23 protein-coding genes are annotated in these 20,731 nt (G+C 67.7%); 16 read left to right on the forward strand and 7 right to left on the reverse strand.

All coding sequences use genetic code 11. The features are described 5' to 3' along the window. The first annotated feature begins 169 nt into the window (after window positions 1-169). Entirely contained in the window at window positions 170-742 is a 573-nt protein-coding gene (locus ODE13_RS05230) for a GtrA family protein (RefSeq protein ID WP_322478282.1), read from the forward strand. On the opposite strand, the gene ODE13_RS05235 is transcribed toward ODE13_RS05230, so the two are convergent. Next, window positions 720-1,520, reverse strand: a complete 801-nt coding sequence (locus tag ODE13_RS05235) for a TIGR03089 family protein (RefSeq protein WP_322478283.1) — start codon at window positions 1,518-1,520, stop codon at window positions 720-722. The genes ODE13_RS05230 and ODE13_RS05235 overlap by 23 nt on opposite strands. A 216-nt stretch (window positions 1,521-1,736) precedes the next feature. On the opposite strand from ODE13_RS05235, the gene ODE13_RS05240 reads away from it, so the two are divergent. The 4 genes from ODE13_RS05240 to ODE13_RS05255 all read left to right on the forward strand — a co-directional run bounded on the left by ODE13_RS05240 (window position 1,737) and on the right by ODE13_RS05255 (window position 8,184). Then, complete coding sequence (locus ODE13_RS05240; RefSeq protein WP_322478284.1) at window positions 1,737-2,303, forward strand: WhiB family transcriptional regulator; 567 nt, start codon at window positions 1,737-1,739, stop codon at window positions 2,301-2,303. A 95-nt stretch (window positions 2,304-2,398) separates the two neighbouring features. After that, window positions 2,399-5,854 carry a hypothetical protein gene (locus ODE13_RS05245; protein ID WP_322478285.1) on the forward strand — a complete coding sequence of 1,152 codons (3,456 nt, stop codon included), beginning with the start codon at window positions 2,399-2,401 and terminating at the stop codon, window positions 5,852-5,854. Next, a complete protein-coding gene (locus tag ODE13_RS05250; protein WP_322478286.1) occupies window positions 5,851-7,668 on the forward strand; it encodes a DUF5719 family protein in 1,818 nt (605 codons plus the stop codon). Before ODE13_RS05245 ends, ODE13_RS05250 begins: the two co-directional genes overlap by 4 nt. A gap of 84 nt (window positions 7,669-7,752) precedes the next feature. After that, window positions 7,753-8,184, forward strand: coding sequence for a DUF3499 domain-containing protein (locus ODE13_RS05255; RefSeq protein WP_322478287.1), 432 nt, complete (start codon window positions 7,753-7,755; stop codon window positions 8,182-8,184). Window positions 8,185-8,188: 4 nt separating this feature from the next. On the opposite strand, the gene ODE13_RS05260 is transcribed toward ODE13_RS05255, so the two are convergent. The 3 genes from ODE13_RS05260 to ODE13_RS05270 are packed head-to-tail and all read right to left on the reverse strand — an operon-like array spanning window position 8,189 to window position 9,619. Next, window positions 8,189-8,533 carry a hypothetical protein gene (locus tag ODE13_RS05260; protein ID WP_322478288.1) on the reverse strand — a complete coding sequence of 115 codons (345 nt, stop codon included), beginning with the start codon at window positions 8,531-8,533 and terminating at the stop codon, window positions 8,189-8,191. After that, window positions 8,523-9,029: a hypothetical protein gene (locus ODE13_RS05265; protein ID WP_322478289.1), complete on the reverse strand. Its 507-nt coding sequence runs from the start codon at window positions 9,027-9,029 to the stop codon at window positions 8,523-8,525. Before ODE13_RS05265 ends, ODE13_RS05260 begins: the two co-directional genes overlap by 11 nt. Next, window positions 9,026-9,619 carry an RNA polymerase sigma factor gene (locus tag ODE13_RS05270; RefSeq protein WP_322478290.1) on the reverse strand — a complete coding sequence of 198 codons (594 nt, stop codon included), beginning with the start codon at window positions 9,617-9,619 and terminating at the stop codon, window positions 9,026-9,028. The genes ODE13_RS05265 and ODE13_RS05270 overlap by 4 nt, the downstream gene beginning before the upstream one ends. 139 nt (window positions 9,620-9,758) lie before the next feature. On the opposite strand from ODE13_RS05270, the gene ODE13_RS05275 reads away from it, so the two are divergent. The 6 genes from ODE13_RS05275 to ODE13_RS05300 are packed head-to-tail and all read left to right on the forward strand — an operon-like array spanning window position 9,759 to window position 12,375. Then, window positions 9,759-10,262, forward strand: a complete 504-nt coding sequence (locus ODE13_RS05275; protein WP_179540569.1) for an Asp23/Gls24 family envelope stress response protein — start codon at window positions 9,759-9,761, stop codon at window positions 10,260-10,262. A gap of 28 nt (window positions 10,263-10,290) precedes the next feature. Further along, window positions 10,291-10,473, forward strand: coding sequence for a hypothetical protein (locus ODE13_RS05280; protein WP_179540568.1), 183 nt, complete (start codon window positions 10,291-10,293; stop codon window positions 10,471-10,473). Further along, on the forward strand, window positions 10,470-10,853 hold the full coding sequence (locus ODE13_RS05285) for an Asp23/Gls24 family envelope stress response protein (RefSeq protein ID WP_179540567.1): 384 nt from the start codon (window positions 10,470-10,472) through the stop codon (window positions 10,851-10,853). Before ODE13_RS05280 ends, ODE13_RS05285 begins: the two co-directional genes overlap by 4 nt. Beyond that, on the forward strand, window positions 10,850-11,407 hold the full coding sequence (locus tag ODE13_RS05290; protein ID WP_322478291.1) for a DUF6286 domain-containing protein: 558 nt from the start codon (window positions 10,850-10,852) through the stop codon (window positions 11,405-11,407). Before ODE13_RS05285 ends, ODE13_RS05290 begins: the two co-directional genes overlap by 4 nt. Beyond that, window positions 11,404-12,069 (forward strand): hypothetical protein, encoded by a 666-nt coding sequence (locus ODE13_RS05295; RefSeq protein WP_322478292.1) that lies wholly within the window; start codon window positions 11,404-11,406, stop codon window positions 12,067-12,069. The genes ODE13_RS05290 and ODE13_RS05295 overlap by 4 nt, the downstream gene beginning before the upstream one ends. 36 nt (window positions 12,070-12,105) lie before the next feature. After that, window positions 12,106-12,375 carry a GlsB/YeaQ/YmgE family stress response membrane protein gene (locus ODE13_RS05300; protein ID WP_179540564.1) on the forward strand — a complete coding sequence of 90 codons (270 nt, stop codon included), beginning with the start codon at window positions 12,106-12,108 and terminating at the stop codon, window positions 12,373-12,375. Between the two features lie 96 nt (window positions 12,376-12,471). On the opposite strand, the gene ahcY is transcribed toward ODE13_RS05300, so the two are convergent. Genes ahcY through ODE13_RS05315 form a run of 3 tightly spaced genes read right to left on the reverse strand, consistent with a single transcriptional unit; the run spans window position 12,472 to window position 15,031 of the window. Beyond that, on the reverse strand, window positions 12,472-13,947 hold the full coding sequence (gene ahcY / locus ODE13_RS05305; protein WP_322478293.1) for an adenosylhomocysteinase: 1,476 nt from the start codon (window positions 13,945-13,947) through the stop codon (window positions 12,472-12,474). Next, window positions 13,944-14,153 (reverse strand): hypothetical protein, encoded by a 210-nt coding sequence (locus ODE13_RS05310; protein WP_322478294.1) that lies wholly within the window; start codon window positions 14,151-14,153, stop codon window positions 13,944-13,946. The genes ahcY and ODE13_RS05310 overlap by 4 nt, the downstream gene beginning before the upstream one ends. Window positions 14,154-14,212: 59 nt before the next feature. Beyond that, the gene (locus ODE13_RS05315; RefSeq protein WP_322478295.1) at window positions 14,213-15,031 is read right to left on the reverse strand and encodes an RDD family protein; all 819 of its coding nucleotides are present in this window, start codon (window positions 15,029-15,031) and stop codon (window positions 14,213-14,215) included. 186 nt (window positions 15,032-15,217) lie between these two features. Here ODE13_RS05315 and ODE13_RS05320 point away from each other — a divergent pair, with 186 nt between their 5' ends. The 5 genes from ODE13_RS05320 to ODE13_RS05340 all read left to right on the forward strand — a co-directional run bounded on the left by ODE13_RS05320 (window position 15,218) and on the right by ODE13_RS05340 (window position 20,726). Further along, entirely contained in the window at window positions 15,218-16,216 is a 999-nt protein-coding gene (locus ODE13_RS05320; RefSeq protein WP_322478296.1) for an ATP-grasp domain-containing protein, read from the forward strand. Window positions 16,217-16,267: 51 nt separating this feature from the next. Continuing rightward, the gene (locus ODE13_RS05325; RefSeq protein WP_322478297.1) at window positions 16,268-17,257 is read left to right on the forward strand and encodes a stage II sporulation protein M; all 990 of its coding nucleotides are present in this window, start codon (window positions 16,268-16,270) and stop codon (window positions 17,255-17,257) included. Between the two features lie 117 nt (window positions 17,258-17,374). Beyond that, entirely contained in the window at window positions 17,375-18,766 is a 1,392-nt protein-coding gene (locus tag ODE13_RS05330) for a TIGR01906 family membrane protein (RefSeq protein ID WP_322478298.1), read from the forward strand. A gap of 191 nt (window positions 18,767-18,957) precedes the next feature. Beyond that, window positions 18,958-19,458: an aspartate 1-decarboxylase gene (panD, locus tag ODE13_RS05335; protein WP_322478299.1), complete on the forward strand. Its 501-nt coding sequence runs from the start codon at window positions 18,958-18,960 to the stop codon at window positions 19,456-19,458. Window positions 19,459-19,499: 41 nt separating this feature from the next. After that, window positions 19,500-20,726 (forward strand): O-methyltransferase, encoded by a 1,227-nt coding sequence (locus ODE13_RS05340; RefSeq protein ID WP_322478300.1) that lies wholly within the window; start codon window positions 19,500-19,502, stop codon window positions 20,724-20,726. Window positions 20,727-20,731: the final 5 nt, after the last annotated feature.

Raw genomic sequence — 20,731 nt, forward strand, 5'->3', positions numbered from 1 at the left:
TCGGTGCGGGCGGGGCCGTGATTCTGCTCATAGCAGGGGGTCGAACCAGCTGCTCTGCAGGAGACGTCCAGGGTTTTCCGTACACTGGACGACGGCGGGTAAGGCCTAGGCTGTGGCCTGAGTTGCTCGCCCGCCCCCGTTATTTCCGCTGATGGAGTCCCTGCAGTCTATGATCTCCCGCCTCTGGTTCCGCGCCCGCGACCTCTTCCTCGCCCTGTGGCGGGAGCTCGCCAAGTTCGGCGTGGTCGGCGGCGTGGCGTTCGTGATCGACTCCGCGATCTTCCTCTGGCTCCTCAGCGGGCCGCTCGACGACTCCCAGCTCAAGGCGAAGGTCGTCGCCGGTGCGGTGGCCACCATGTTCTCCTGGGTCGCGAACCGGTACTGGACCTTCCGGCACAGCCGTACTCGCGGCAAGATGCGTGAACTGATGATGTTCCTGCTGATGAACGCTATCGGGCTGGGAATCCAGACCGGCTGTGTGGGCGTGAGCAAGTACCTCCTGGGGATGGACTCGGTCACCCAGGTCTTCATCGCCGGCAACGTCATCGGCCTGGTGCTGGCCACCGCGTTCCGCTTCGTGGCCTATAAGTTCTGGGTCTTCACCGGCGAGGCCGAGGCCGAGCATGAGCCGGGTCCGCACATGATCTCCGACCGCGAGCTGCTCACCGGGGACATCCCTGTGGTCACCGGAGAGCACCGGCCCGCCCGCGACGAGCATCTCAGTCGACACCCTCGTTCCTGAGCACCCGATCCCAGATCTCGTCCTGGCCCCCGAGGGTGCCGGCGTCGACCACCACCACCGTCCCGCTGCCGGCCCAGGCGTGGAGGATCACCGCTGGTGCCTGCGGGTCCCAGGCCTGGGCGCGCCAGGCTTTCCATCGCTGGGCAGAGTCGAGGATGACGGCCAGGCCCTCTTCGTCGGCGCAGATGACGTCGCAGCGCGCCATCGACTCGGATCCGGCTGTGCTGGCCCCCTCGTGCGCCGGAAGGGCGACCTGCGGCAGCGGGTCCAGGAGCTGATCGGGGTGCTGACGGACCTCCGCGGAGACATCGAGCACCCATCCGGGGATGTCTTCTCCGAGGGCGTCGGCGTAGGAGTCGTCGAGCAGGCCGGGGGACAGGGCCGCCAGTTCGGCGTCGCCGAGCGCCTCGGACGCCTCCCAAGCCTGGGGTCGGTCAGTGACCACCAGGCGGACCTCCTCCGCCTTGACCTCCCGAGTGCGGCCCAGCGTCACTCGGCAGCCCAGGGAGCTGGCCGCCAGCACGACGGCGCAGGCCTTCCAGTGCGGGGCGACGTCCACCAGCACGTGATCGCCGAGCTCCAGCTCGGCCTCCTCGCGGAAGAGTCCGACCAGCTTGATCGCCCAGTTCTGCAGGACCCTTCCGGAGAGCTCCACGCGCTCCTCGGACGGCCCGTACCAGACGACGGCGGGCTGGGGTCGGGACCCCAGCAGCTCCATCAGAGCTGGGAAGTCCCTGGGAACTCCGTGGGATCCTGTGCCCAGGCTGAGCGGTGTCATGGATTCCTCCTCCTGCGCCACACCGATCGTCGACCGGTGCTGGCGCGGCGTGTCGGGCGTCATGGCGCTGATCGAGGCCTCTGGAGACCAGGCTCACAGCACTTGACGGATGGTTACTTACGCCAGTGTAATTAGGGGGTGTCGGCGGCTTCGGCCGCATGGTGGTCAAGGACCATCTGTACTTCACACCACTGACTGATGACAGGGGAGGCCTCCATGGGGAACGCACAGCGGCTGAGCGACGAGCAGCACGAGCACTCTCGCGCCGCCCAGCGACCCTCGCTGGACGTCCCTGCCGATTGGTTCGTGGACCCGGCGGACCCGCAGGCCGCGGACCGGCTGGAGCACGGACGCTCCCTGGATGACCAGGCCACCTCCTTCCTCGCCGCCCATGAAGAGTCGGAGAAGCACCCCGAGATCACCCCACAGTACGAGGACGACGTAGAGCCGCCGGTCGCGCTCAGTGAGGCTCCTTCCCGCCGCACTGAGCCCGAGGTCCAGCCCGTCCGAAACGAGGCGTGGCTCGGACTGCCGTCGCTGATCCCCGCGGAGCAGATCGAGGGCGAGCTCGCCTGGCAGGTCGACGCGCTCTGCGCACAGACCGACCCCGAGGCCTTCTTCCCGGAGAAGGGCGGGTCGACCCGGGACGCGAAGAAGGTCTGCGGTGCCTGCCACGTCCAGCAGGAATGCCTGGACTACGCCTTGGCCAATGACGAGCGATTCGGCATCTGGGGAGGTCTCTCCGAGCGCGAGCGCCGCAAGCTGCGGAAGCGAGCGGTCTGATCGCCGGCATCTCCGTCCCACACATCGCCGCCGTCGTCCTGCACGCCGGCGGCGATTCCTCGTCAGACGGGCGGGTCCAGGAGCTGCGGGCGGCATTGGCCGCCCAGACTCGGCAGCCCGACGCGGTCATCGAGCTCTCCGCCGAGACGTGGCGGGGCCCCCAGGACCTCTCGCGCTCGCTACGTTCCCGTCTGCTGCGCGATCGTGGGCAGGCCTCCCGCACCACCAACCCCGGCCCGGGTGGCAGCCGCGTGACGTCGCTGTGGCGTCATCTGGAGCGCCGGCTGCCGGACGGATTCTCTCCCCGCCCCCAGTGGCTGTGGATCCTTCCCAGTGACGCCCTTCCTGAGCCCGACGCATTGGAGCAGCTCGAGGAGCGGCTGTTCACGGTCACCGATGAGGAGACCCACCCGCAGATCCAGGTGATCGGTGCCAAGCAGCTGCATGCGAGCGGTTCCGCAGAGGAGGTCGCCGTCGACCGGCTGGTTGACGTCGGGCTCTGGAGTGCCCGCTCCGGGGAAGTCGTGCCGCTCAGCGAGCCCAAGGAGCTGGATCAGGGACAGTACGACGGCCGCGATGCCGTGCCGGCGGTCGCCGCTCACGGCATGCTCGTCCACGCCCCGCTCTTCGGAGATCTGGGTGGATTCGACCCGACGCTTCCACCCGATGCCGCGGCGGCCCAGTTCTGCCGACGCGCCCGGGAGGTCGGTGCCCACGTCGTCATCCGGCCGGCAGCCCGCATCCGCCGACTGGACCCGACTCCTCGTGAGGAGGTCCACCGGCTCGGCGGTGCCCTGCACCTGTCGGGACCTGAGCGCCGCGGTCAGATCCGTCGGCGACTCACCGAATCTTCCCCGGCGGCGGTGCCCTTCCTCTGGATCGGCCAATGGATGGCCGCCGTGCTGCGCACTGTGCTGCTCACCGCTGTGAAGGCGCCTGACGCGGCCGTGGGCCAACTGGTCTCCTCAGCCGGTGCGCTGTTCGGACTCGGTGCGATCGGGCATTCCCGACGTTTCATCCGTGCGGGACGGCGCGCCGTGATGGAGAGGCTGCTGCGGGACGAGCGGATCGACTCCGAGCATGAGCTGCTGCGCTCCGGACGCCGGGCTGAGCGCGAACTGCGGTTGAGCTCAGCTGAGCTGCGCAGGCACCGCCGGCGGTTGATGACCGCCGAGACGGTCGCGCCGCAGCGGGCCGGCTATGGCCTGGCCGGGGCGCGGGGTGACGAAGAGGATGACCACGACGCGCTGCTGGGACAGGGTTCTGCCGACGGTGAGTTCGACGAGATGCCCACCCGCCGTTCGGGGGACCGGCTGGGCCTGTTCCTGATGCTTCTGGGGCTCACCGGTCTCTCTCTGCTGGTGTTCCGCGATCTGCTCCCCGCCGAGGCGCTCATCGGGGGCGCGGCCCTGCCGGTGACTGCCGTGCCTGCAGAGATCGCCGCCTCGATGGTCAGCCTGATCTCCACCGACGGCCTGGGGCAGCTTTCCGGGGCTGACCCGTTCACCCTGGTGCTGCTGATCCTCTCTGTGCTCTCCGGGGGGCACGCTTCCACAGTGCTGGTCTGGCTGACGGTCCTCGCGCTGCCGCTGGCGGCGCTGACCGCCTGGCTGGCCTCCCGGCTGGTCACCGCCCGGGCCACGGTCCGTGTGGTGGCGGCGCTGCTTTGGGCCGGGGTGCCGAGTCTGCACATCGCCCTCGGCGAGGGGAGGGTGGGCGTGGTGCTGGCCCATGTTCTGATGCCGCTGGTGGTGCTCACCGGTGCTCGGGCACTGGGCGCGAGACCGGTGTACGAGTCGCCCTCGCGCCCCGGACAGACGCGCAGTTTCTACGCCGCCTCCTGGGAGCACGCTGCGGCGGCCGCACTGCTGCTGACCGTGGTGACCGCCGCCGCCCCGGTGCTGCTGGTGCTCACGGTCGTGGTGTGCGTGGTCGGGGCTTTGGTCCTGCGTGGCCGGGGCCGGGTGCTCTGGCTGCTCCCGCTGCCTTCGCTGGCACTGGCCGCACCCATGCTCGGCTCGGCTGTGCTGACTGGGCAGAACGCGGTCGCTGTGTTGCTCTCGGACCCGACCCGTCCGCTGGTCGCCGCAGTGGCGCCGCTGTGGCAGCAGCTGCTCGGCCATTCGCGTCCCTTCGATCCTTCTGCGGGCCTGTTCGGCGCGACGATGCCCGAGTTCTTCGCCTCCGACTTCTGGAGCCTGCGCCTGGCGCTGGTGGTCGGAGCCCCGCTGCTGCTGGTGGCCCTGCTGGGCGTGGTCACCGCGACCCGCCGCAGCTCCCATGCGCTGACGGCCGGGGTGGTCCTGCTGGCCGCGCTGGGCGTCTCGGCAGCAGCCTCCCGGATGGCTGCCGGCGACGACGGCGTCCAGCTCATCCCCGCCGACGTCGGCCCACTGGTCTCAGTGATGGCGTTCTGCCTGCTGATCGCCGCCGTGGGCTCGTTGGACCGCCTGCCGCGTGCGCTGCCGCAGATGGGCCCCACTCTGGCGCCGGTGGCCGCCACGCTGCTGGTGCTCTCGGTGATCGCCTCGCTGGGTTCCTGGGCGGTGCCGCGTGCGCTGCCGGGGTCGCAGCTGAGCGACGAGTCGCTGACCGCGGTCACCCCCACTGAAACGCTGATCGCCCCAGGCCAGGTGCGGCAGGTCCCCGCCACGGCGGCGGATCAGGGCACCGGCCCCGCCCAGCTGCGCACTCTGGTGCTCGACGCCGGTCGCGACGGCGTTGTCGGTGAGCTGGTCTCCGAGCAAGGCCGCACGCTGGACTCCACCCGGGCCGTCGTGAGCGCCGGCGACGTCCCGCTGTGGGTCGAGCCGGCCGCTTCAGCTCGTGACCTGACCCCCGGCGACCGGCGTCTGGGGCAGCTCGTCGCGGCACTGGTGACCCCCGGTTCCGGGGAGGTCGGTCCCTTGATGGAGGAGCTCGGCATCGGGTACGTGCTGATTCGCAGCGGTGAGGACTCCCCGCTGGTGGATGCCGTGGACACGGCCGGGGGGCTGATTGCGGTGGGGCCGACTGATCGTGGCCTGCTCTGGCGTGCGGAGGTCCCTGAGCGGGCGGAAGTGTTCGCCGTCCCCGATGTGGAGGGCGCCTCCACAGCGTGGGCGCGGCTCGTGGATGAGTATGGCCACACCGTGGCACTGCTGCCCTCCCAGGGGCGGCAGGTCGACGTGGACCTGGCCGAGCTGGTCGACGTCGCTGGGGAGTCTCTGGTCGTTGATCAGGACCTGGTGCTGCGCTTGGCCACGGAACGGGCGTCCGGATGGTCCGCCCAGCTCGACGGCGAGTCCCTGGAACCTGCTCCCGGAGGCACCTGGACACAGAGCTTCCACGTTCCTGCCGAGTTGCTGACCGGCCAGTCCGCCGGTGAGGTCTCGGGAGTGCTCACCGCCGAGCACAGCAGCCCATACCGGTGGCCGCTGCTGATCCTGGTGGGCGGTCTCCTGCTGCTGGTGGTGCTGATCGCGGTGCCGCTGCCGCGTGGGGCACGCCTGCTGCCGGTGGCCACCGATGCCGAGCTGGCCCGTATGGACGGGAGGGGTGAGCAGTCGTGAGTGCGAAGAAGGTCCGCCGTCATATCCGTCAGCTGAAGAAGGAGCGTCGTCAGGAGCTCCGCCGTGCCGCGCGGCAGGAGCCGGAGGCCGTCCCGGCTGAGCCTGTGGCGGAGGATACCGCCATCGAGCCCACTGAGCCCCCCGAGCAGGAAGAGGTGCCGGAGCCGCCAGAGGCAGCGGAGCAGCCGGAGCCGCTTGCACAGCCTGAACAGCCGGAACGCACGCGTCGTCCTGGTGCGGGCGTGCGCGCCGGCGCGGTGCTGGCCACTCTGGGCATCCTCGGAGTGGTGGGCGGCTCGGTGGCGCTGGACCCGCGCGGCGGATCCACCGAGCCGGGAGGGGTCGCCGCTGCGGCATTCCCTGCCGCGGACTCCGGCACGGCTGCCGTGTGTCCGCCGATGCCGGGGCTGGCGGACTCGTTGAGCACGGATGGGCTGCTCCAGTACCGAGACCGTGACGACTCCGCCGCCGTCCGCTTCCAGGCGCTGGTGCTGGCGGCCGATGCCGAGGGCACCTTCCCGGCGGCCTGGTGGGCTCAGCTGGGACAGGAGTACCGGGTGAACACCACGGAGCTGACTGATCCTGAGGAGTCCGAGAGCGTCGACCTGGACCAGCTGCCGCCGGATCCGCCCGCACTGGGGGAGCTGGATGCGGTCTACGAATCGTTCGGGGGGATGACCCGTGCCCCCCTGCTGGAGGTCCAGGGGCTGCCCAGCGGGGTCTCCGGCGCGGGGGCGGCGCGCTACACCTACCTCGCCGACTCCGGCCCGGTGACCGGTCTGGCCACCGCGACATGCACCGTCCCGCAGCGTTCCCAGTGGTTCTTCGGCCCTGAGGTCGGGGCCGGGTCCACCTCGCTGCTGACCTTGGCCAACCCTTTCGACCGTCCCGCCACCGTGGAGGTGGTCGGCTATGACGCCGACGGGCACCGTGGCTCCTCGGGAACTCGCACCCTGGTGGTGCCCGGCGAGTCCGTGCGTACCGTCAACATCGCGGCACTGGCCGGATCGGATCCGGAGTTCGCCGTCGCCGTGCAGGCCTCCGGCGCACCGGTCTCTGCTCAGCTGCAGTCCTCCCGCGCGGTGGGGCTCACCGGTCAGGGCATCGACTTCCTCCCCGGACGTGCCGCCCCCGCTGCCGAGCATGTGATGCCGGGAATCCCGGTGCCCGAGTCCACGGAGGAGGATCCCGCGCCCCGACCCGCCCAGCTGTGGATCCATGCCCCCGGGGACACCCGGACCACCATGGAGGTCCAGGTCTACGGGGCAGACGGTGTGGAGCTGCTCGAGGGCCCTGCGGTCTTCACGGTGGAGCCCGGCGAGGTGGACACCGTCGATCTGCGCGGGCTCGACGCCGGGGTGTACGACGTCGTCGTCCGCTCCGACGAACCCACGCACGTGGCCGCCTCCAGCCACGGCATCGAGGGCGGGGACCCCGCCGAGGACACCGCCGCGTTGGACTTCTCCTGGCAGGTCGGTGCCACGCCGCTCTCGGAGGGCTCGGGCGCGCTCATCCCGGACGTGGGGGAGTCGGAGCTTCGGCTGACCAGCCTGCAGGATGAGTCTCGGCTCAGCTACCGGCTGCTCGACGAGGACGGAGAATTCTCAGATGCCCAGGAGGTGACCGTGCCGGCGGAAGGAGAGCTGACGCTGAGCCCGGATGATCTCGGTGATGCCGTCGCCGTCGTCGTGGACGAGGCGGAGCCGGGCGTCTACGCCGGGATGACCACCCGCGACCAGGAACGTCTCTCGCTGAGCACCGTGGACCTGCTGCGTGATCCCAGCCAGACCGTCCCCGTCCGGCTGCAGCACTGAGATGGGCTGCTCCGCCGAACTGCTCCTGCACCTGCCGGTGCGCCTGTTGGGCCCCGGCGTCGGCCTCCGTTAGGGTTGAGCACCGTGGATTCCTCGCGACGATGCACTCGAAGTGGCTGTGGGCGACCGGCTGTCGCCACGCTGACCTACAGCTACCAAGACTCCACGGTCGTCGTGGGGCCGATGAGCGTGTACTCAGAGCCTCACAGCTACGACCTCTGCGCCCACCACGCCGACACGGTGAACCCACCCCGCGGCTGGGAGGTGATGCGCCTGGACTACCCTTCAGCTCCCGCCGAGCCGCAGGATGACTTGCTGGCCCTGGCCGACGCCGTCCGGCATGGTGAAGACGCCGACCGCGCCGCCCAGCGTGCTCGTGACGAGCAGAACCTGACGGAAGAGACGGGCGTCCGTGCCCCGGGGAGCCTGCCTACCCGAGAGAGCCGCAGCCGGATCGAACCACCCACGCCCGAGGCGGCCCTCACCCGCGGCCACCTGCGCATGCTGAAGGACTGAGCCCTCAGCCTTTCTCGTCCTTCTGCTCCACCCGCATGATCCGCAGGGTGACGTCCTGCGGAGACATGTCGAGCACTTCGGCGACGGCGGCCACCACGTCCTCCGCGACCAGGGTCGCCGGGCGCGTGCCGTCGATGTGGCAGTCCACATAGACCCGCCGGGACCCCTCCCGCGTGACGATGTCCACACCTGTGGCCCGCTCTGCGGAGTCCAGGCGCAGCAGGGACTTGGCCGCCGACGTGAGGATCTGGCGGAAGCCGGGGACCACACGCGCCACCCCGGGGACGTCTTCGATGGCCCGGACCACCGCTGCATGGGGGTCGAGGACCTGCTGCTGCTCAGATGTCATGGATGTCCTCCACTCTGATGTCCATGGTCGCCAGCTGAGTTCCCACCGTTGCAGTCACAGCGCGGGCGACTCGGTCGCGCACCAAGCTCTCGACTGCGGGGATGGAGACGTCGGGCCCGATCGACACCGAGACCTCCAAGTCGAGCCCCTGCTGATCAGCCTGCTCGGTCACGCGCACGTGCACCCGCCGAGCGACGACCCCGGGTTCGTCGTCGACCGCCTCACGGACCACCTGCCGAATCGTGGAGGTCAGCATCTCGAAGCGTCCACCGGAGGAGGTGGCGAGCTCCGTGGTGGGCCCCAGCGCCGATTCGCGATGGACGATGTCCATGATGCGCCCTCGCAGGGACTCCAGCGTGGACGGGGCCTCGGGCTCCGTGTCCCGATAATCGTCGATGACCCCCTGGAGACGCCGATAGCTGGCCCCTACGAGCTCCTGATCGTGTCGCTGCGCGTCATCAGGGTCGTGCGCGAACTGGTCTGGAGTGCGTGTCATGCCCATCCCTCCATTCCCCTGACGATGGCTGCGCGCGCCCGATGGATCCGTCCCCGGACGCTGCCTTCCGTGCTGTCCATGACAGCGGCGATCTCCGCGTAGGACTGGCCCTCGATCTCGAACAGCAGCCAGGCCAGGCGCTGTTCGGCCGGCAGGGTCACCAGGACCGACTCCAGGTGGCGGAGCGCTTCGCCTCTCTCGGTGGCGTCTTCCAGCGATGACTCCGACGACACCACGGTCACGAGGTCGGACGGGTCCGTCGCCGTCGTGCGCTGCCGTTCCCGGCGACGGATCACGTCGATGCAGGCATTGCTGGTCAGTCGATAGATCCAGGTCTTGAACTTCTCGACATCCTCCAGCGTGTGCAATCTCCTCCACACGGTCAAGAAGGTGTCCTGCACGATGTCTTCGGCCTCGGAGCGGTCCCGGAGCATGCGGACCGCCAGGCGCAGCAACGGCGCCTCGTACATGTCCAGCAGCTCTTCGAAGGCCTGGACATCGCCATCCTGAGCCCGCGCGACGGCGGTCCCCACGTCACGTGAGGCCGGTGGCCGCGAGGCATGACTGCTCCTCATGGGCTCATGGTACATCCGGCGCGGGGTCCGGACGGGGGAGGGGATTCTCGAAAAAGTTCTCAGATCGAGCGTGAGGTTACCGGACGGTCATCGTCATCACTGATGTCAACACCTCACGGGAAGGCCCGTGGGGGTGAATCAGAAGGAGAACATCATGGCTGAGAACCGTCAGACCGCCACCCCGTCCGCCGTCGCGCAGAGCAGCGCGGGTACCAGCACGGGCAAGGCCGTACAGGCTCCGAACGACGGGCGTCCCGCAGACAGCCCTCTGGTCACCGCCTACGGCACCACCACGGTCGAGGAGACGGTGGTGCAGAAGCTCGCCGGGATCGCCGCACGTGAGATCCCCGGAGTGTATGCCATGGGCAACGTCGCACGACGCACCTTCGACGCGATCTCCGAGCGCATCCCGGGATCCAAGACCCAGGTCAGCGGTGGCGTCTCCGTGGAGAAGGGCGAGAAGGAGACCGCTGTCGACCTCACCGTCATCGTCGAGTACGGCGCCGCGGTCGTGGAGGTCGCGGAGAACATCCGCCGCAACGTCATCCGGTCTGTCGAGCACGGCACCGGACTGAAGGTGGTGGAGGTCAACATCACTGTCGCTGACGTGCACCTCCCGGAGGACGACGACGAGGGCGACGACCACGATCTGGCCTGATGCTCGAACTGTTCGAGAGGAGCGCACCATGAATACGACCATCGCGGGACTCTTTGTCGGTCTCGTCCTGGGACTCGTTGCTGTCTTCGGGAGCTTCCTGGCCATGCTGGGCGTGGCTTTCTTCGGAGCGCTCGGGCTCACAGTCGGAGCGGTCGTCGATGGACGGCTGGATCTCACCAGGCTGCTCTCCCGCGAGAGGGCCCGGCGATGAGTGCCCCAGCAGGCGTCGGCGGCAGCCTCGTGATCCACGAGTCTGTGGTGGCGAAGTCGGCCGCCCAGGCCGCCTCGGAGCTTCCGGAGGTCTGGGCCGCCGGGCGGGGCCCTCTCGGCCTCCGGCGCGTGGACAGGAACACCCGTCCCAGAGTCGAGGCGACCCTCTCCGGAGGCACAGCTGCGCTCGAGGTGCGTCTGGCGCTTCCGTACCCGGTGCCGGTGCGCGAGGTCACCGAATCGGCACGGCGGCACCTTTCCGACCGTGTGGAGCTGCTCACCGGCATCCCGGTGCGCCGGGTGGATCTGCAGATCGAACGGATGGGCTCTCCCGGACGGTTGGGCTCCCGGGACGGCACCGAGGGAAGGAGACTCGCATGAGACGAGACCAGGTGATCAGGCGCAGACCTCAGCGGGTCATCGCGGCGTGGATCGTGGGAATCGTGCTCCTGATGGTGGCAGGCCTGACCGGATGGGTCTCGGCGTTGCTGCTGGCAGGGGAGAGCGTGCCGCCGTTGGAGACCGCTGGCACACTCAGCTGGGGATCCCCCGTCGTCCTGACGCTCGGAGCACTGCTCCTACTGGTTGGGGTCCTGGTTCTCTGTGCCGCGATCTGGCCGGGCCGACCGGTCGTCCACGGGATCGCCCCGTCCTCTGGGACATCTGCTGACCACGTCGGGGACCTCACGTACTTCGTGACCTCGCGAGGTCTGGGACGTCTGGCGGAGGGTGAGGCGAGGCGCACCGACGGGGTCACCAGCGCGGGGGCCCGTTCCACGGGCCGCCGCATCTCGGTGGTGGCACGTTCGGACGCCGCTGAGCTGGCGGAGACCCGGCGGGAGATCCAGGAGCGGATCGACCGCAGGGTCCGGACGCTGCAGCCTCGGGTGCGGCACCGGGTGACCGTGCATGTGCGGAGCGGAGGTACCTCATGATCGCCCGTTCCCATGCTCGAAACCGCACATGGCTGGCATGCATCGGGCTGGTCTCGGTGGTGGCCGGAGGACTGCTGGTGCTGCTGGGCACCGGGCTGGCCGATCAGTGGCAGCGTCAGCTGCCTGAGGGCATCGAGCTCGCCGGTACAGATCAGACGCTCGACGAGGCGGTGGCAGGCCTGACATGGCTTCCCGCCCTGGTTCTGGGGCTGAGCATCCTGGTGGCCGTCCTTGTCCTGACCTGGCTGGTCCGGGGTTTCCCCCGCCCGTCCCGGCGCCCCGACTTTCAGCTGCAGCAGGACGGACGCACCGGAGTGACGGTCCTGCCGTCCAGGGTACTCGCCTCCGCCGTGGAAGAGGCGGCCGAGGAGATCCCCGACGTGGTCGGCGTCAGTGCGCACATCGGCGGGCGGGCTCGCCGACCGGAGGTTCTGCTTGTCGCAGAGGTCGACGAGCGCGGAGACCTCCAGGAGGCGCTCCACCGCCTGACGGTCGACGTCTGCGGTGATCTGTCGCGGTCCCTGGAGACCCGGCTCGGATCGGTCACCGTGGTCCTCGACCCGGTGCTGCGCACTCGCTCATCCTCCACTGCCACCGTCCTTTTTCCGCCACATGATGCGGAGACCGTGCGGACCGGCGGCGAACACGCTGCGGCCCGTTGATCATCACCTCTCACCTGAAGAAAGTAGGCATTGTTCATGACCATCATCGGTTGGATCGTCGTCGGCCTGATCGCCGGCGCCCTGGCACGTCTCATCCTCCCCGGCAAGCAGGGCGGAGGCTGGATCGGCGCAATGCTGCTCGGGATCGTCGGCGCCATCGTCGGGGGGATCCTGTTCGGCCTGTTCGGCGGCAAGGGTGTCGGGGATGTGCTCAGTGACCCCTGGTCATGGGGTTCCCTGGGCATCGCCGTGATCGGCGCCCTGGTGTTCTCCTTCGTCTGGGGATTCCTGACGAAGCGTCGCTGAGGACGCAATCCCGCATCAAGCACGGCAATAGGGCCCGTTCCGAGCACTCTGATGAAGTGCTCGGAACGGGCCCTATGCCGTGGGCCTGCGTGAGGCTCAGTAGCGGTAGTGCTCCGGCTTGTACGGGCCGGCAACGTCGAGGCCGAGGTAATCGGCCTGGTCCTTGCTCAGTTCGGTGAGCTTCACGCCCAGGGCCGGCAGGTGCAGCCTGGCGACCTTCTCATCGAGGACCTTCGGCAGCGTGTACACCGCGTTCTGGTACACGTCCTCGCCGGCGTGGGTCTTGTGGGACTTCGCGAAGATCTCGATCTGGGCGATCACCTGGTTGGCGAAGCTCGCGCTCATCACGAAGCTGGGGTGGCCGGTGGCGTTGCCCAGGTTCAGCAGGCGACCCTCTGAGAGCACGATGATGGATTTCCCCTTGCTGTCGGGGAACACCCACTCGTGGACCTGGGGCTTGATCTCGATCTTCTCCACGCCGGGGATCGCGGCCAGGCCAGCGATGTCGATCTCGTTGTCGAAGTGGCCCACATTGCCCACGATGGCCTTGTTCTTCATCTTCTGCATGTCCGCGGCGGAGATGATGTCCTTGCCGCCGGTAGTGGTGATGAAGATGTCGCCCTGGTCGATGACCTCGTCCAAGGTGGCCACCTGGTAGCCGTCCATCGCGGCCTGCAGGGCGATGATGGGGTCGATCTCGGTGATGATCACGCGCGCGCCCTGCCCGCGCAGCGCCTCCGCAGCACCCTTGCCGACGTCGCCGTAACCGCACACCACGGCGATCTTGCCACCGATGAGCACGTCCGTGGCGCGCATGATGCCGTCGGGCAGGGAGTGGCGGATGCCGTACTTGTTGTCGAACTTTGACTTGGTGACCGAGTCGTTGACGTTGATCGCTGGGAACAGCAGCGAGTCCTCACGGGCCAGCTGGTAGAGCCGGTTCACGCCGGTGGTGGTCTCCTCGGTGACGCCGAGCAGGTTCTGCGCCACTCCGGTCCACCGCTGCGGGTTCTCGCCCAGGGACTTGCGCAGCGTCTCCAGGACGATGCGGTACTCCTCCGGGTCCTCCTCACCTGCCGAGGGGACGGCACCGGCGGCCTCGAACTCCACACCCTTGTGGACCAGCATGGTGGCGTCGCCGCCGTCGTCGAGGATGATGTTGGCGCCCTTGGTGGGGTCCTCATCGATGCCGGGCCAGGCGAAGATCTGCGAGGCGGTCCACCAGTACTCCTCCAGCGTTTCGTTCTTCCAGGCGAAGACCGGCACGCCGTGCGGGTCCTCCGGCGTGCCGGTGCCGACGACGACGGCGGCCGCGGCCTCGTCCTGGGTAGAGAAGATGTTGCAGGAGGCCCAGCGGACCTCGGCGCCCAGTGCGGTGAGGGTCTCGATCAGCACGGCGGTCTGCACGGTCATGTGCAGGGAGCCTGCGATGCGGGCCCCGGCCAGCGGCTGGGATGCGCCGTACTCCTCGCGCAGCGCCATCAGGCCGGGCATCTCGTGCTCGGCGAGGCGGATCTGGTGCCGGCCGGCCTCATGCAGGGAGATGTCGGCGATCTTGTGGTCGAAGCTCATGGGGTGGAGGTCTCCTCGGGGGTGTCGCGGGAGGCGGCGTCGGCCAGCAGCCGCGGTACGCCGTGCTCGATGGGATAGCGGATCGTGTCATCGCTGACGGAGACCAGGTGGTCGCCGTCCTGACGCAGCGGTGCCGCGGTCACGGGACAGCGCAGGATCTCGAGGACGTCGGGGGAGATGACGGTCGTCTGGGGTGCACTGGGCATGGATCCCAGCCTATCGCGGGGCGCTGACGCAACATCCTGGTGGCGTCACCTCAGGTCACTCAGGAATAGGGCAGCGTGTGCAGCCGCCGTCCGAGCTCTGCGGTGCGGTCCTGTTGGCGGCGCATCCGACGGTACTCGCGGTTGCGCCGCTCGGCCATCACGGCGGTGAGGAACTCCAGAGAGGTCGCCGGTGGCGGAGGAGGGGAGATATGCGGACGCAGCTCCTCAGCGAGCTGGTCAGCGGTGCGGTGCAGCACGGCGATGTTGTCGCCTCGGCCGGTGGTCTCCATCCGGCGCAGCAGCCGGGACAGGCGCAGCGCGAGGCGGTCGGGGATTCGGCCCAGGTCCGCGATCTGGGTCCAGGAGGTCAGGTGCTGCGGCACCGGCAGCATCATCGGCCTGATCTTCGGTTGGCGGACCAGGATCCCGTAGGTGCCGGCGGCCATGTCGCCCAGTCGCTTGCCGCGGGCATTGAGCATGCCGCAGAACAGCGGCAGCATCCCCAGGGTGATGAAGATCTCCGGAAAGCCGACCAGGCCGCGGATCAGGGCGTGGCGCATGCGGACGGTGCCGCCGTCGTCGCGGACGATGCGGACTCCCATGATGAGCCGGCCCAGCGAGCGGCCCCGGGAGAGCGTCTCGATGACGATGGGCAGGATGACGAAGCAGAGGACCAGGGTGCTGATGCTGAAGGCGGCGTACATGGCGGGGTCCATGGTCTGGAAGATCTGGCCTGAGTAGTAGCCGAAGAGCAGCTGGATGCCGATGTAGATCAGCACGTACAGAGCAAGATCGATCAGCAGCGATGTGCCGCGCACCGCCACGGAGGCCGGAGGAAGCTCGAGCTGGACGGCCTCGCCGGTGATCACGGTGCGCATGGGTCCACTGTACTGAAGCGATCTTGGACGTTCATTCCGGGTGGGGGCAGGGTACTCCCACCTCCCATGAAGGCGGCCATCAGGTCTGGTGCCTACCGTCATTGTCGGATCGGATGTCTGTCCGGTCCCTGCCGCAGGGTCTGTGCACGGTCTCATGCGCGGTTCCTCGATGACCTCAGGAGGCTGATGGTGGCTTCACCCGACTACCGAGCTGCGCAACACATCCTGGAGCAGCAGGGTTTCAACCCGTCAGCCTGGAACAACGTCGTGATGGTGGCGTCGGCGATCGACCGTGGCATCGAGGTGTTCGGCAAGCCAGACAGGAAGAGCATCTACCTCCGCCACGGCACCACGGAGCATCGGTGGTACGCAGGGAATTCAGGGTTGAACTCCAGCCTGGCGCGGCGGTGTGTTTCCCAGAAGGACGTCCTCAGCCGACTCTTGCGCAACGCCGGGGTTGCGTGCCCGGAGAACTGCGTCTTTGATGTCGGAGACGCTGACCGGGCATGGGCTTGGGCCAAGTCCATCGCACCGGTGGTGATCAAACCTGTGGACGGGCGGCAGGGCAAAGATGTCCACATGGGCGTCAGAGATGCGGGGACGCTCGCTCAAGTATTCCGGGATCTGGCCGCCCGGCACCGCAGCGTCCTGGTGGAGAAACAGGTCTCTGGGCAGGACCACCGGGTTTTCGTCGTCGACGGTGACGTCATCGCCATCACCTGCCGTCGACCGGCCAACGTCCAGGGTGACGGCGTCTCAACGATCGCCGAACTCGTGGAGCGGAAGAACGCCGATCGGAGGATCGCCCACAAGAAGATCTCGTTGGATGGAATCGCCCGCGGATTCCTGGCCTCACAGGGTCGAACCCTGGATAGCGTGCCGGCGTCAGGGGAGGACGTGCAGATCCGCGAGTCAGCCAACTTGGCCACCGGTGGCGATGCCGTGGATGTCACTGATGAGCTGAAGGGGCAGGTGCGGGAGCTCGTAGCACGCAGTGTGCAGGCTGTGCCTGGGCTGAGATGCGCGGGGTTCGACGTCGCTGTCGAGCGGCACAGCGGCGAGATGAACATCATCGAGATCAACGCGAGTCCGCAGATCCAGGGACACCACTTTCCTTGGGCCGGAACGCCTCGGGATGCGGCCGGCGCCGTTCTGGACGTCATGTTTCCCGAGACGAGGGTGTGAAAGTCCAGTCCCGCTGACGAGGAACTGTGGTGGTCCGATAGTCTCGATGCTGTGGACATCGATGCCTTCGTCGCCGTGCATCAGTCGGAGTGGGACCGCCTGGCGGTGCTCTCCGACCGCCGCCGCCTGAGTGCGGGGGAGGCTGATGAGCTGCTGCGGCTCTATGAACGCACCTCCACGCATCTGTCCATGGTCCAGGCTGTGGAGCCCGGTGGCTCGCTCGCGGCGGGCCTCTCCGCCCGGCTGGGCCGGGCCCGCACCCAGCTGACAGGCTCCGGAGGAAACGTCTTCGAGGGCATCGCCTACTTCTTCGCGCAATCGCTGCCGGCGGCGTTCTACCGGATCCGCTGGCTGACCCTGATCCTGGGCACGGCGTTCATCGCAGTGGCAGTGGGCTACGGGGTCTGGACCTATCACCACCCGCAGCTGGATCTGCTGATGCCGGAGGCAGAGCGTCAGGAGCTCGCGGAGTCACTATTCGTGGAGTATTACTCGGAGCACCCGAACTCCTCGTTCGCGGCCCAGGTGTGGACGAACAACGCGTGGATCGCTGCCCAGGAGGTGGCCTTCGGAGTGTCTGGGGTCTGGGTGCCGTTCATCCTGTTCGTCAACGCCCAGAGCGTGGGCATCGCTGCAGGGATCATGGCTGAGCAGGGTGCAGCTGACGTGTTCTGGCTGAACATTCTGCCGCACGGGCTGATGGAGATCACCGCAATCTTCATCGCCGGTGCTGCGGGTCTGAGGATCTTTTGGGCCTGGGTGGCGCCGGGACAGCAGCGGCGCCTGACCTCACTGGCCTATGAGGGGAGGCGGCTGATCACCGTGGCCGTCGGGCTGGTGATCGTGCTGCTGATATCCGGAATCGTAGAGGGTTTCGTGACGCCCAGTGGGCTGCCCCCGTGGTTGAAGATCCTCATCGGCGCGGTCGTCCTGGCCGCCTACTGGGTGTACACCCTGGTGCTGGGCGGGCGCGCCCACCGTGCAGGTGTGACCGGCGATCTGGGCCGGTACGACGCCGGCGCCCACGAGTTGACGGCCTGACAGGGCTGCACCAGCCCTGTGGGGGCGGTGTTCCGACACTCTGCGGCAGGTCTCCATGGAATTGTCCCGGGGAGACCGTACTCTCGAGAGTGGAAAGCACTGCGTGGAGAGGCGAACATGAGCGCGAATTCGAAGCGGTCCGAGAACGAGGAGACCGCCAGGGCCAGCAACGACTTCGAGTCGGGGCTCAACTACGGTGAGTTCGCTGAGGACGAGCCAGACTTCCCGGAGGACCACCTGGAGGACGAGGGCGCCTCGGCACAGGAGACCTCCGGCGAGGCTCCTCAGGATCAGGGCGGCGTGGCGCCGCCCGTGACCCCAGACCCGGCAGACGGGGACGCCACCACAGCGGTGCCGCGCCCCTCCCAGGACGAGACCCGCCCGCTTGGCGACATCGCCGCAGTGGGGACGGCGGCGCCCGCCGGCGGCGCAGCCACGGGCGACGACGACACCACCCCCAGCACCGCAGCTGGCACCACCTCCGACACGACCGCGCTGCCGAAGACGACGGCGGCCTCCCCGGTGGCGGGTTCCCCTGCCGCTGCTGGCTCCCCGGAGACGATCTCTGCGGCGAGCTCCCCGAAGGAGACCGCCCCAGCGGCAGTCTCGTCTGCTCCTGCCGTCCAGGAGGAGGAACCCTACCGACCTTACGAACCAGCCGCCGTGGCGGGCCCGGTCTCTCGCACCGAGTCCGGTGAGGCCATCACCGATGCAGACCTCGATGAGGAGGTCTCTCGGGACAAGCGCGGAGTCTCCCGCTTCCTGCAGGTCCTCATCGCGATCTTCGTGCCGTTGCTGGTCACCGTGGCGGCGATCCGCCTGGTGGCCTCTCCGGCGTTCCTCTGGGTCGCCTACAACAGGCCGGGCTTCCCGGAGGACACCTTCGGCTTCGACCTCGCCGACCGGCTGCTCTACGGCTCCTACGGCATGGACTACCTCTTCAACGCTGCGGGTTCCCGCTACCTGGCGGAGTTGGCCCCCGGTGGGGAAGCGCTGTTCACCGACGCAGAGGTCAGCCACATGACCGATGTCAAGGTGGTCATGCTGGCAGCCATGGGCGGTGGGCTGGTCCTGCTGCTGCTCGTCCTCATCTTCGCTCTGCTGCTGCGGCGCTGGCGCCCGGGGGGAGTGGCCCGCGGCTTCTTCGCCGGCGCCTGGGTAACCCTGGGGCTGATCGCCGCGGCCGCCGTCGTCGCGATTCTGAGCTGGCAGCAGTTCTTCGAAGCCTTCCACCGCGTCTTCTTCGCCGACGGAACGTGGACGTTCAGCCCGGAGTCCACGCTGATCCGTCTCTACCCGGAGCAGTTCTGGATGGATGCGGGCGTCACCGTGGTCGGGCTGGTTGTGATCCTGGCAATCCTCACGCTGATCATCACCTGGCCCACCAAGCGGCGCCGGGCCCGCCGCCAGGCTCGCCTCGAAGAGGTCTACGCGGTGCGCCGCAAGAAGCTGGTGGCCGAGCTGAGCAAGGACGCCGAATACTCCAATGCGCCGACCGTCCGCAGTTGATCTGCGCGTCGGCAGTGGGGTCCCGCAGGAGCTTTCCTGCGGGACCCCACTGTGTTGACTGACAGTTCTGCTGAGAGACTCTCCCCGTGCTCAGGAAGTCGTCCCGGGGTTTAGTACCCTGTGGAAGGCGTTGCCTCCGTGGGCCGAGCGTCAAGATCATCGAGTAGACCGACGTCGAAAGCGAGCACCGGATGCTGAGAACCGTCCTGGGTGGCAAGATCCACCGCGCCACGGTGACCCAGGCTGACCTCCACTACGTCGGATCCATCACGATCGATGAGGACCTGCTCGAGGCTGCGGGCATCGTCGAGGGGGAGCAGGTGCACGTCGTCGACATCAGCAACGGCGCCCGCCTGGAGACCTACACGATCGCCGGGGAGCGGGGCTCTGGGGTGATCGGCATCAACGGTGCCGCCGCGCACCTGGTCGACACCGGGGACCTGGTGATCATCATCACCTACCAGATGGGCACCGATGCCGAGATCGCCGAGCATGCTCCCAGGGTGGTGCACGTCGACGCCGAGAACCGCATCGTCGCGCTGGGGGATGACCTCGCCGAGGCTGTGCCCGGGGCGGCGGATCAGGTGGCGGCGCGCGGGCGTGATCTCGTACCGCGGGTCGGAACGTTCCAAGCGGCCGAAGCTCTTCTGCGGTCGGATCGCGCTTCCAATCGGTTGGAGATTCCGTCGTAGGTGATGGCGGTCAGCTAGTGTAAAGCGCGTAATGTTGCCGAATGGATGTGCCGCTCAGGGAGTGCGGATGGCTCGGGCACGGCATCGGCGAACCAGGATGTCCACAAGGGTTGGTGACTATGGCACGCTGGGTGCTCCGCTTCGTGCTCCTTGCAACGGCGGTCGGTCTATTCACGCTGAGTGTGGCAGCCACGGTGGCAGGCGATGTGGGAGTCGCGGTCTTCACTGTGGTCGGCGTTGCGATTGTGGGGGCGGTCATATGGCGTATGGGCTGGAGTAAAGTTCGGGGTGCCTCGCGCGAGTGGACAGCCTCTTCAAAACCTGTGGATCGAGGACAAGCTGTCGGCGACCGCTCAGACATTCACTCCACGCTCGAAAGTCTGGATGCCCAGGTAGCGGAGGTGTTGGAACAGACTGTCGCTCTCGATTCCACGATTCGTAGGGTTCAGAGCTCCGTTCGATCGGAATCACAGCGCAACCAGGAAAGAATTGAGCAATCAGAACGCAAGGTCGTTCAGCGGCTTCGCGCGCATCATAGGCAGTTGCTCGAGGCTGAAGAAGAATCGAGTTCTCGGAGGGACGACTCCGATGCCCTGCGGAGCGTTCGTCAGCGTATCGCCCGGCAGATGACACAGAGTAGTCGTGACACTGTCCGGCAGGTGGAAGCATTGTTGCGTCTTTCAGATGTGATCAAGCACCCTCGTGCTCCCCTTCCTTCTACGGGAGGGTTCGCAATCGATGCGGGTGCTCTTCTTCATCTAGTTCATGTAGTCAGTAGCATCAAGCCAAAGAGAATTCTCGAACTTGGGAGCGGCACCTCCACGATTTGGCTCGGCTATCTGTGCGAAGAGTTGGGTTCAGATTTGATTTCTGTAGATCATGATGAATACTACTTAGAAAAGACGCGTGCTGACGTGGAGCGGCATGGTCTTTCCGGCAGTGTCGACTTACGCTTGGCGCCTTTGCAGGCCGTAGAGGTAGCAGGTGATGACTTTCGCTGGTATTCATTGTCCGCCTTCGAAGACGTGGGAAAAATTGATCTCTTGATCGTGGATGGCCCTCCTGAATCGACTGGAGACGACGCCAGGTACCCTGCTGTCCCACTACTGAGTCGAGTCCTCAGTGAATGTGCGGTCGTTGTGCTGGATGACGCCCATAGGGACGCGGAGCAGCGAACGCTGAAGCGTTGGGCGGCCGAGGGCCCCTATCGTCACGTGGACGCCGCCGTCAGCCGTCTTGGAGTGTTGGCCAAAGGCGAAACCTTGTGAAAAGC

This window comes from Nesterenkonia sp. HG001, assembly GCF_034438835.1.
Classification (GTDB): Bacteria; Actinomycetota; Actinomycetes; order Actinomycetales; family Micrococcaceae; genus Nesterenkonia; species Nesterenkonia xinjiangensis.

Excerpts from the sequence above, each read along its gene's own strand:
- ODE13_RS05230 (WP_322478282.1), top strand. The coding sequence starts at position 170 with ATGATCTCCCGCCTCTGGTTCCGCGCCCGCGACCTCTTCCTCGCCCTG.
- ODE13_RS05235 (WP_322478283.1), bottom strand. The coding sequence starts at position 1,520 with ATGACACCGCTCAGCCTGGGCACAGGATCCCACGGAGTTCCCAGGGAC.
- ODE13_RS05240 (WP_322478284.1), top strand. The coding sequence starts at position 1,737 with ATGGGGAACGCACAGCGGCTGAGCGACGAGCAGCACGAGCACTCTCGC.
- ODE13_RS05260 (WP_322478288.1), bottom strand. The coding sequence starts at position 8,533 with ATGACATCTGAGCAGCAGCAGGTCCTCGACCCCCATGCAGCGGTGGTC.
- ODE13_RS05265 (WP_322478289.1), bottom strand. The coding sequence starts at position 9,029 with ATGACACGCACTCCAGACCAGTTCGCGCACGACCCTGATGACGCGCAG.
- ODE13_RS05270 (WP_322478290.1), bottom strand. The coding sequence starts at position 9,619 with ATGTACCATGAGCCCATGAGGAGCAGTCATGCCTCGCGGCCACCGGCC.
- ODE13_RS05275 (WP_179540569.1), top strand. The coding sequence starts at position 9,759 with ATGGCTGAGAACCGTCAGACCGCCACCCCGTCCGCCGTCGCGCAGAGC.
- ODE13_RS05280 (WP_179540568.1), top strand. The coding sequence starts at position 10,291 with ATGAATACGACCATCGCGGGACTCTTTGTCGGTCTCGTCCTGGGACTC.
- ODE13_RS05285 (WP_179540567.1), top strand. The coding sequence starts at position 10,470 with ATGAGTGCCCCAGCAGGCGTCGGCGGCAGCCTCGTGATCCACGAGTCT.
- ODE13_RS05290 (WP_322478291.1), top strand. The coding sequence starts at position 10,850 with ATGAGACGAGACCAGGTGATCAGGCGCAGACCTCAGCGGGTCATCGCG.
- ODE13_RS05295 (WP_322478292.1), top strand. The coding sequence starts at position 11,404 with ATGATCGCCCGTTCCCATGCTCGAAACCGCACATGGCTGGCATGCATC.
- ODE13_RS05300 (WP_179540564.1), top strand. The coding sequence starts at position 12,106 with ATGACCATCATCGGTTGGATCGTCGTCGGCCTGATCGCCGGCGCCCTG.
- ahcY (WP_322478293.1), bottom strand. The coding sequence starts at position 13,947 with ATGAGCTTCGACCACAAGATCGCCGACATCTCCCTGCATGAGGCCGGC.
- ODE13_RS05310 (WP_322478294.1), bottom strand. The coding sequence starts at position 14,153 with ATGCCCAGTGCACCCCAGACGACCGTCATCTCCCCCGACGTCCTCGAG.
- ODE13_RS05315 (WP_322478295.1), bottom strand. The coding sequence starts at position 15,031 with ATGCGCACCGTGATCACCGGCGAGGCCGTCCAGCTCGAGCTTCCTCCG.
- ODE13_RS05320 (WP_322478296.1), top strand. The coding sequence starts at position 15,218 with ATGGTGGCTTCACCCGACTACCGAGCTGCGCAACACATCCTGGAGCAG.
- ODE13_RS05330 (WP_322478298.1), top strand. The coding sequence starts at position 17,375 with ATGAGCGCGAATTCGAAGCGGTCCGAGAACGAGGAGACCGCCAGGGCC.
- panD (WP_322478299.1), top strand. The coding sequence starts at position 18,958 with ATGCTGAGAACCGTCCTGGGTGGCAAGATCCACCGCGCCACGGTGACC.
- ODE13_RS05340 (WP_322478300.1), top strand. The coding sequence starts at position 19,500 with ATGGATGTGCCGCTCAGGGAGTGCGGATGGCTCGGGCACGGCATCGGC.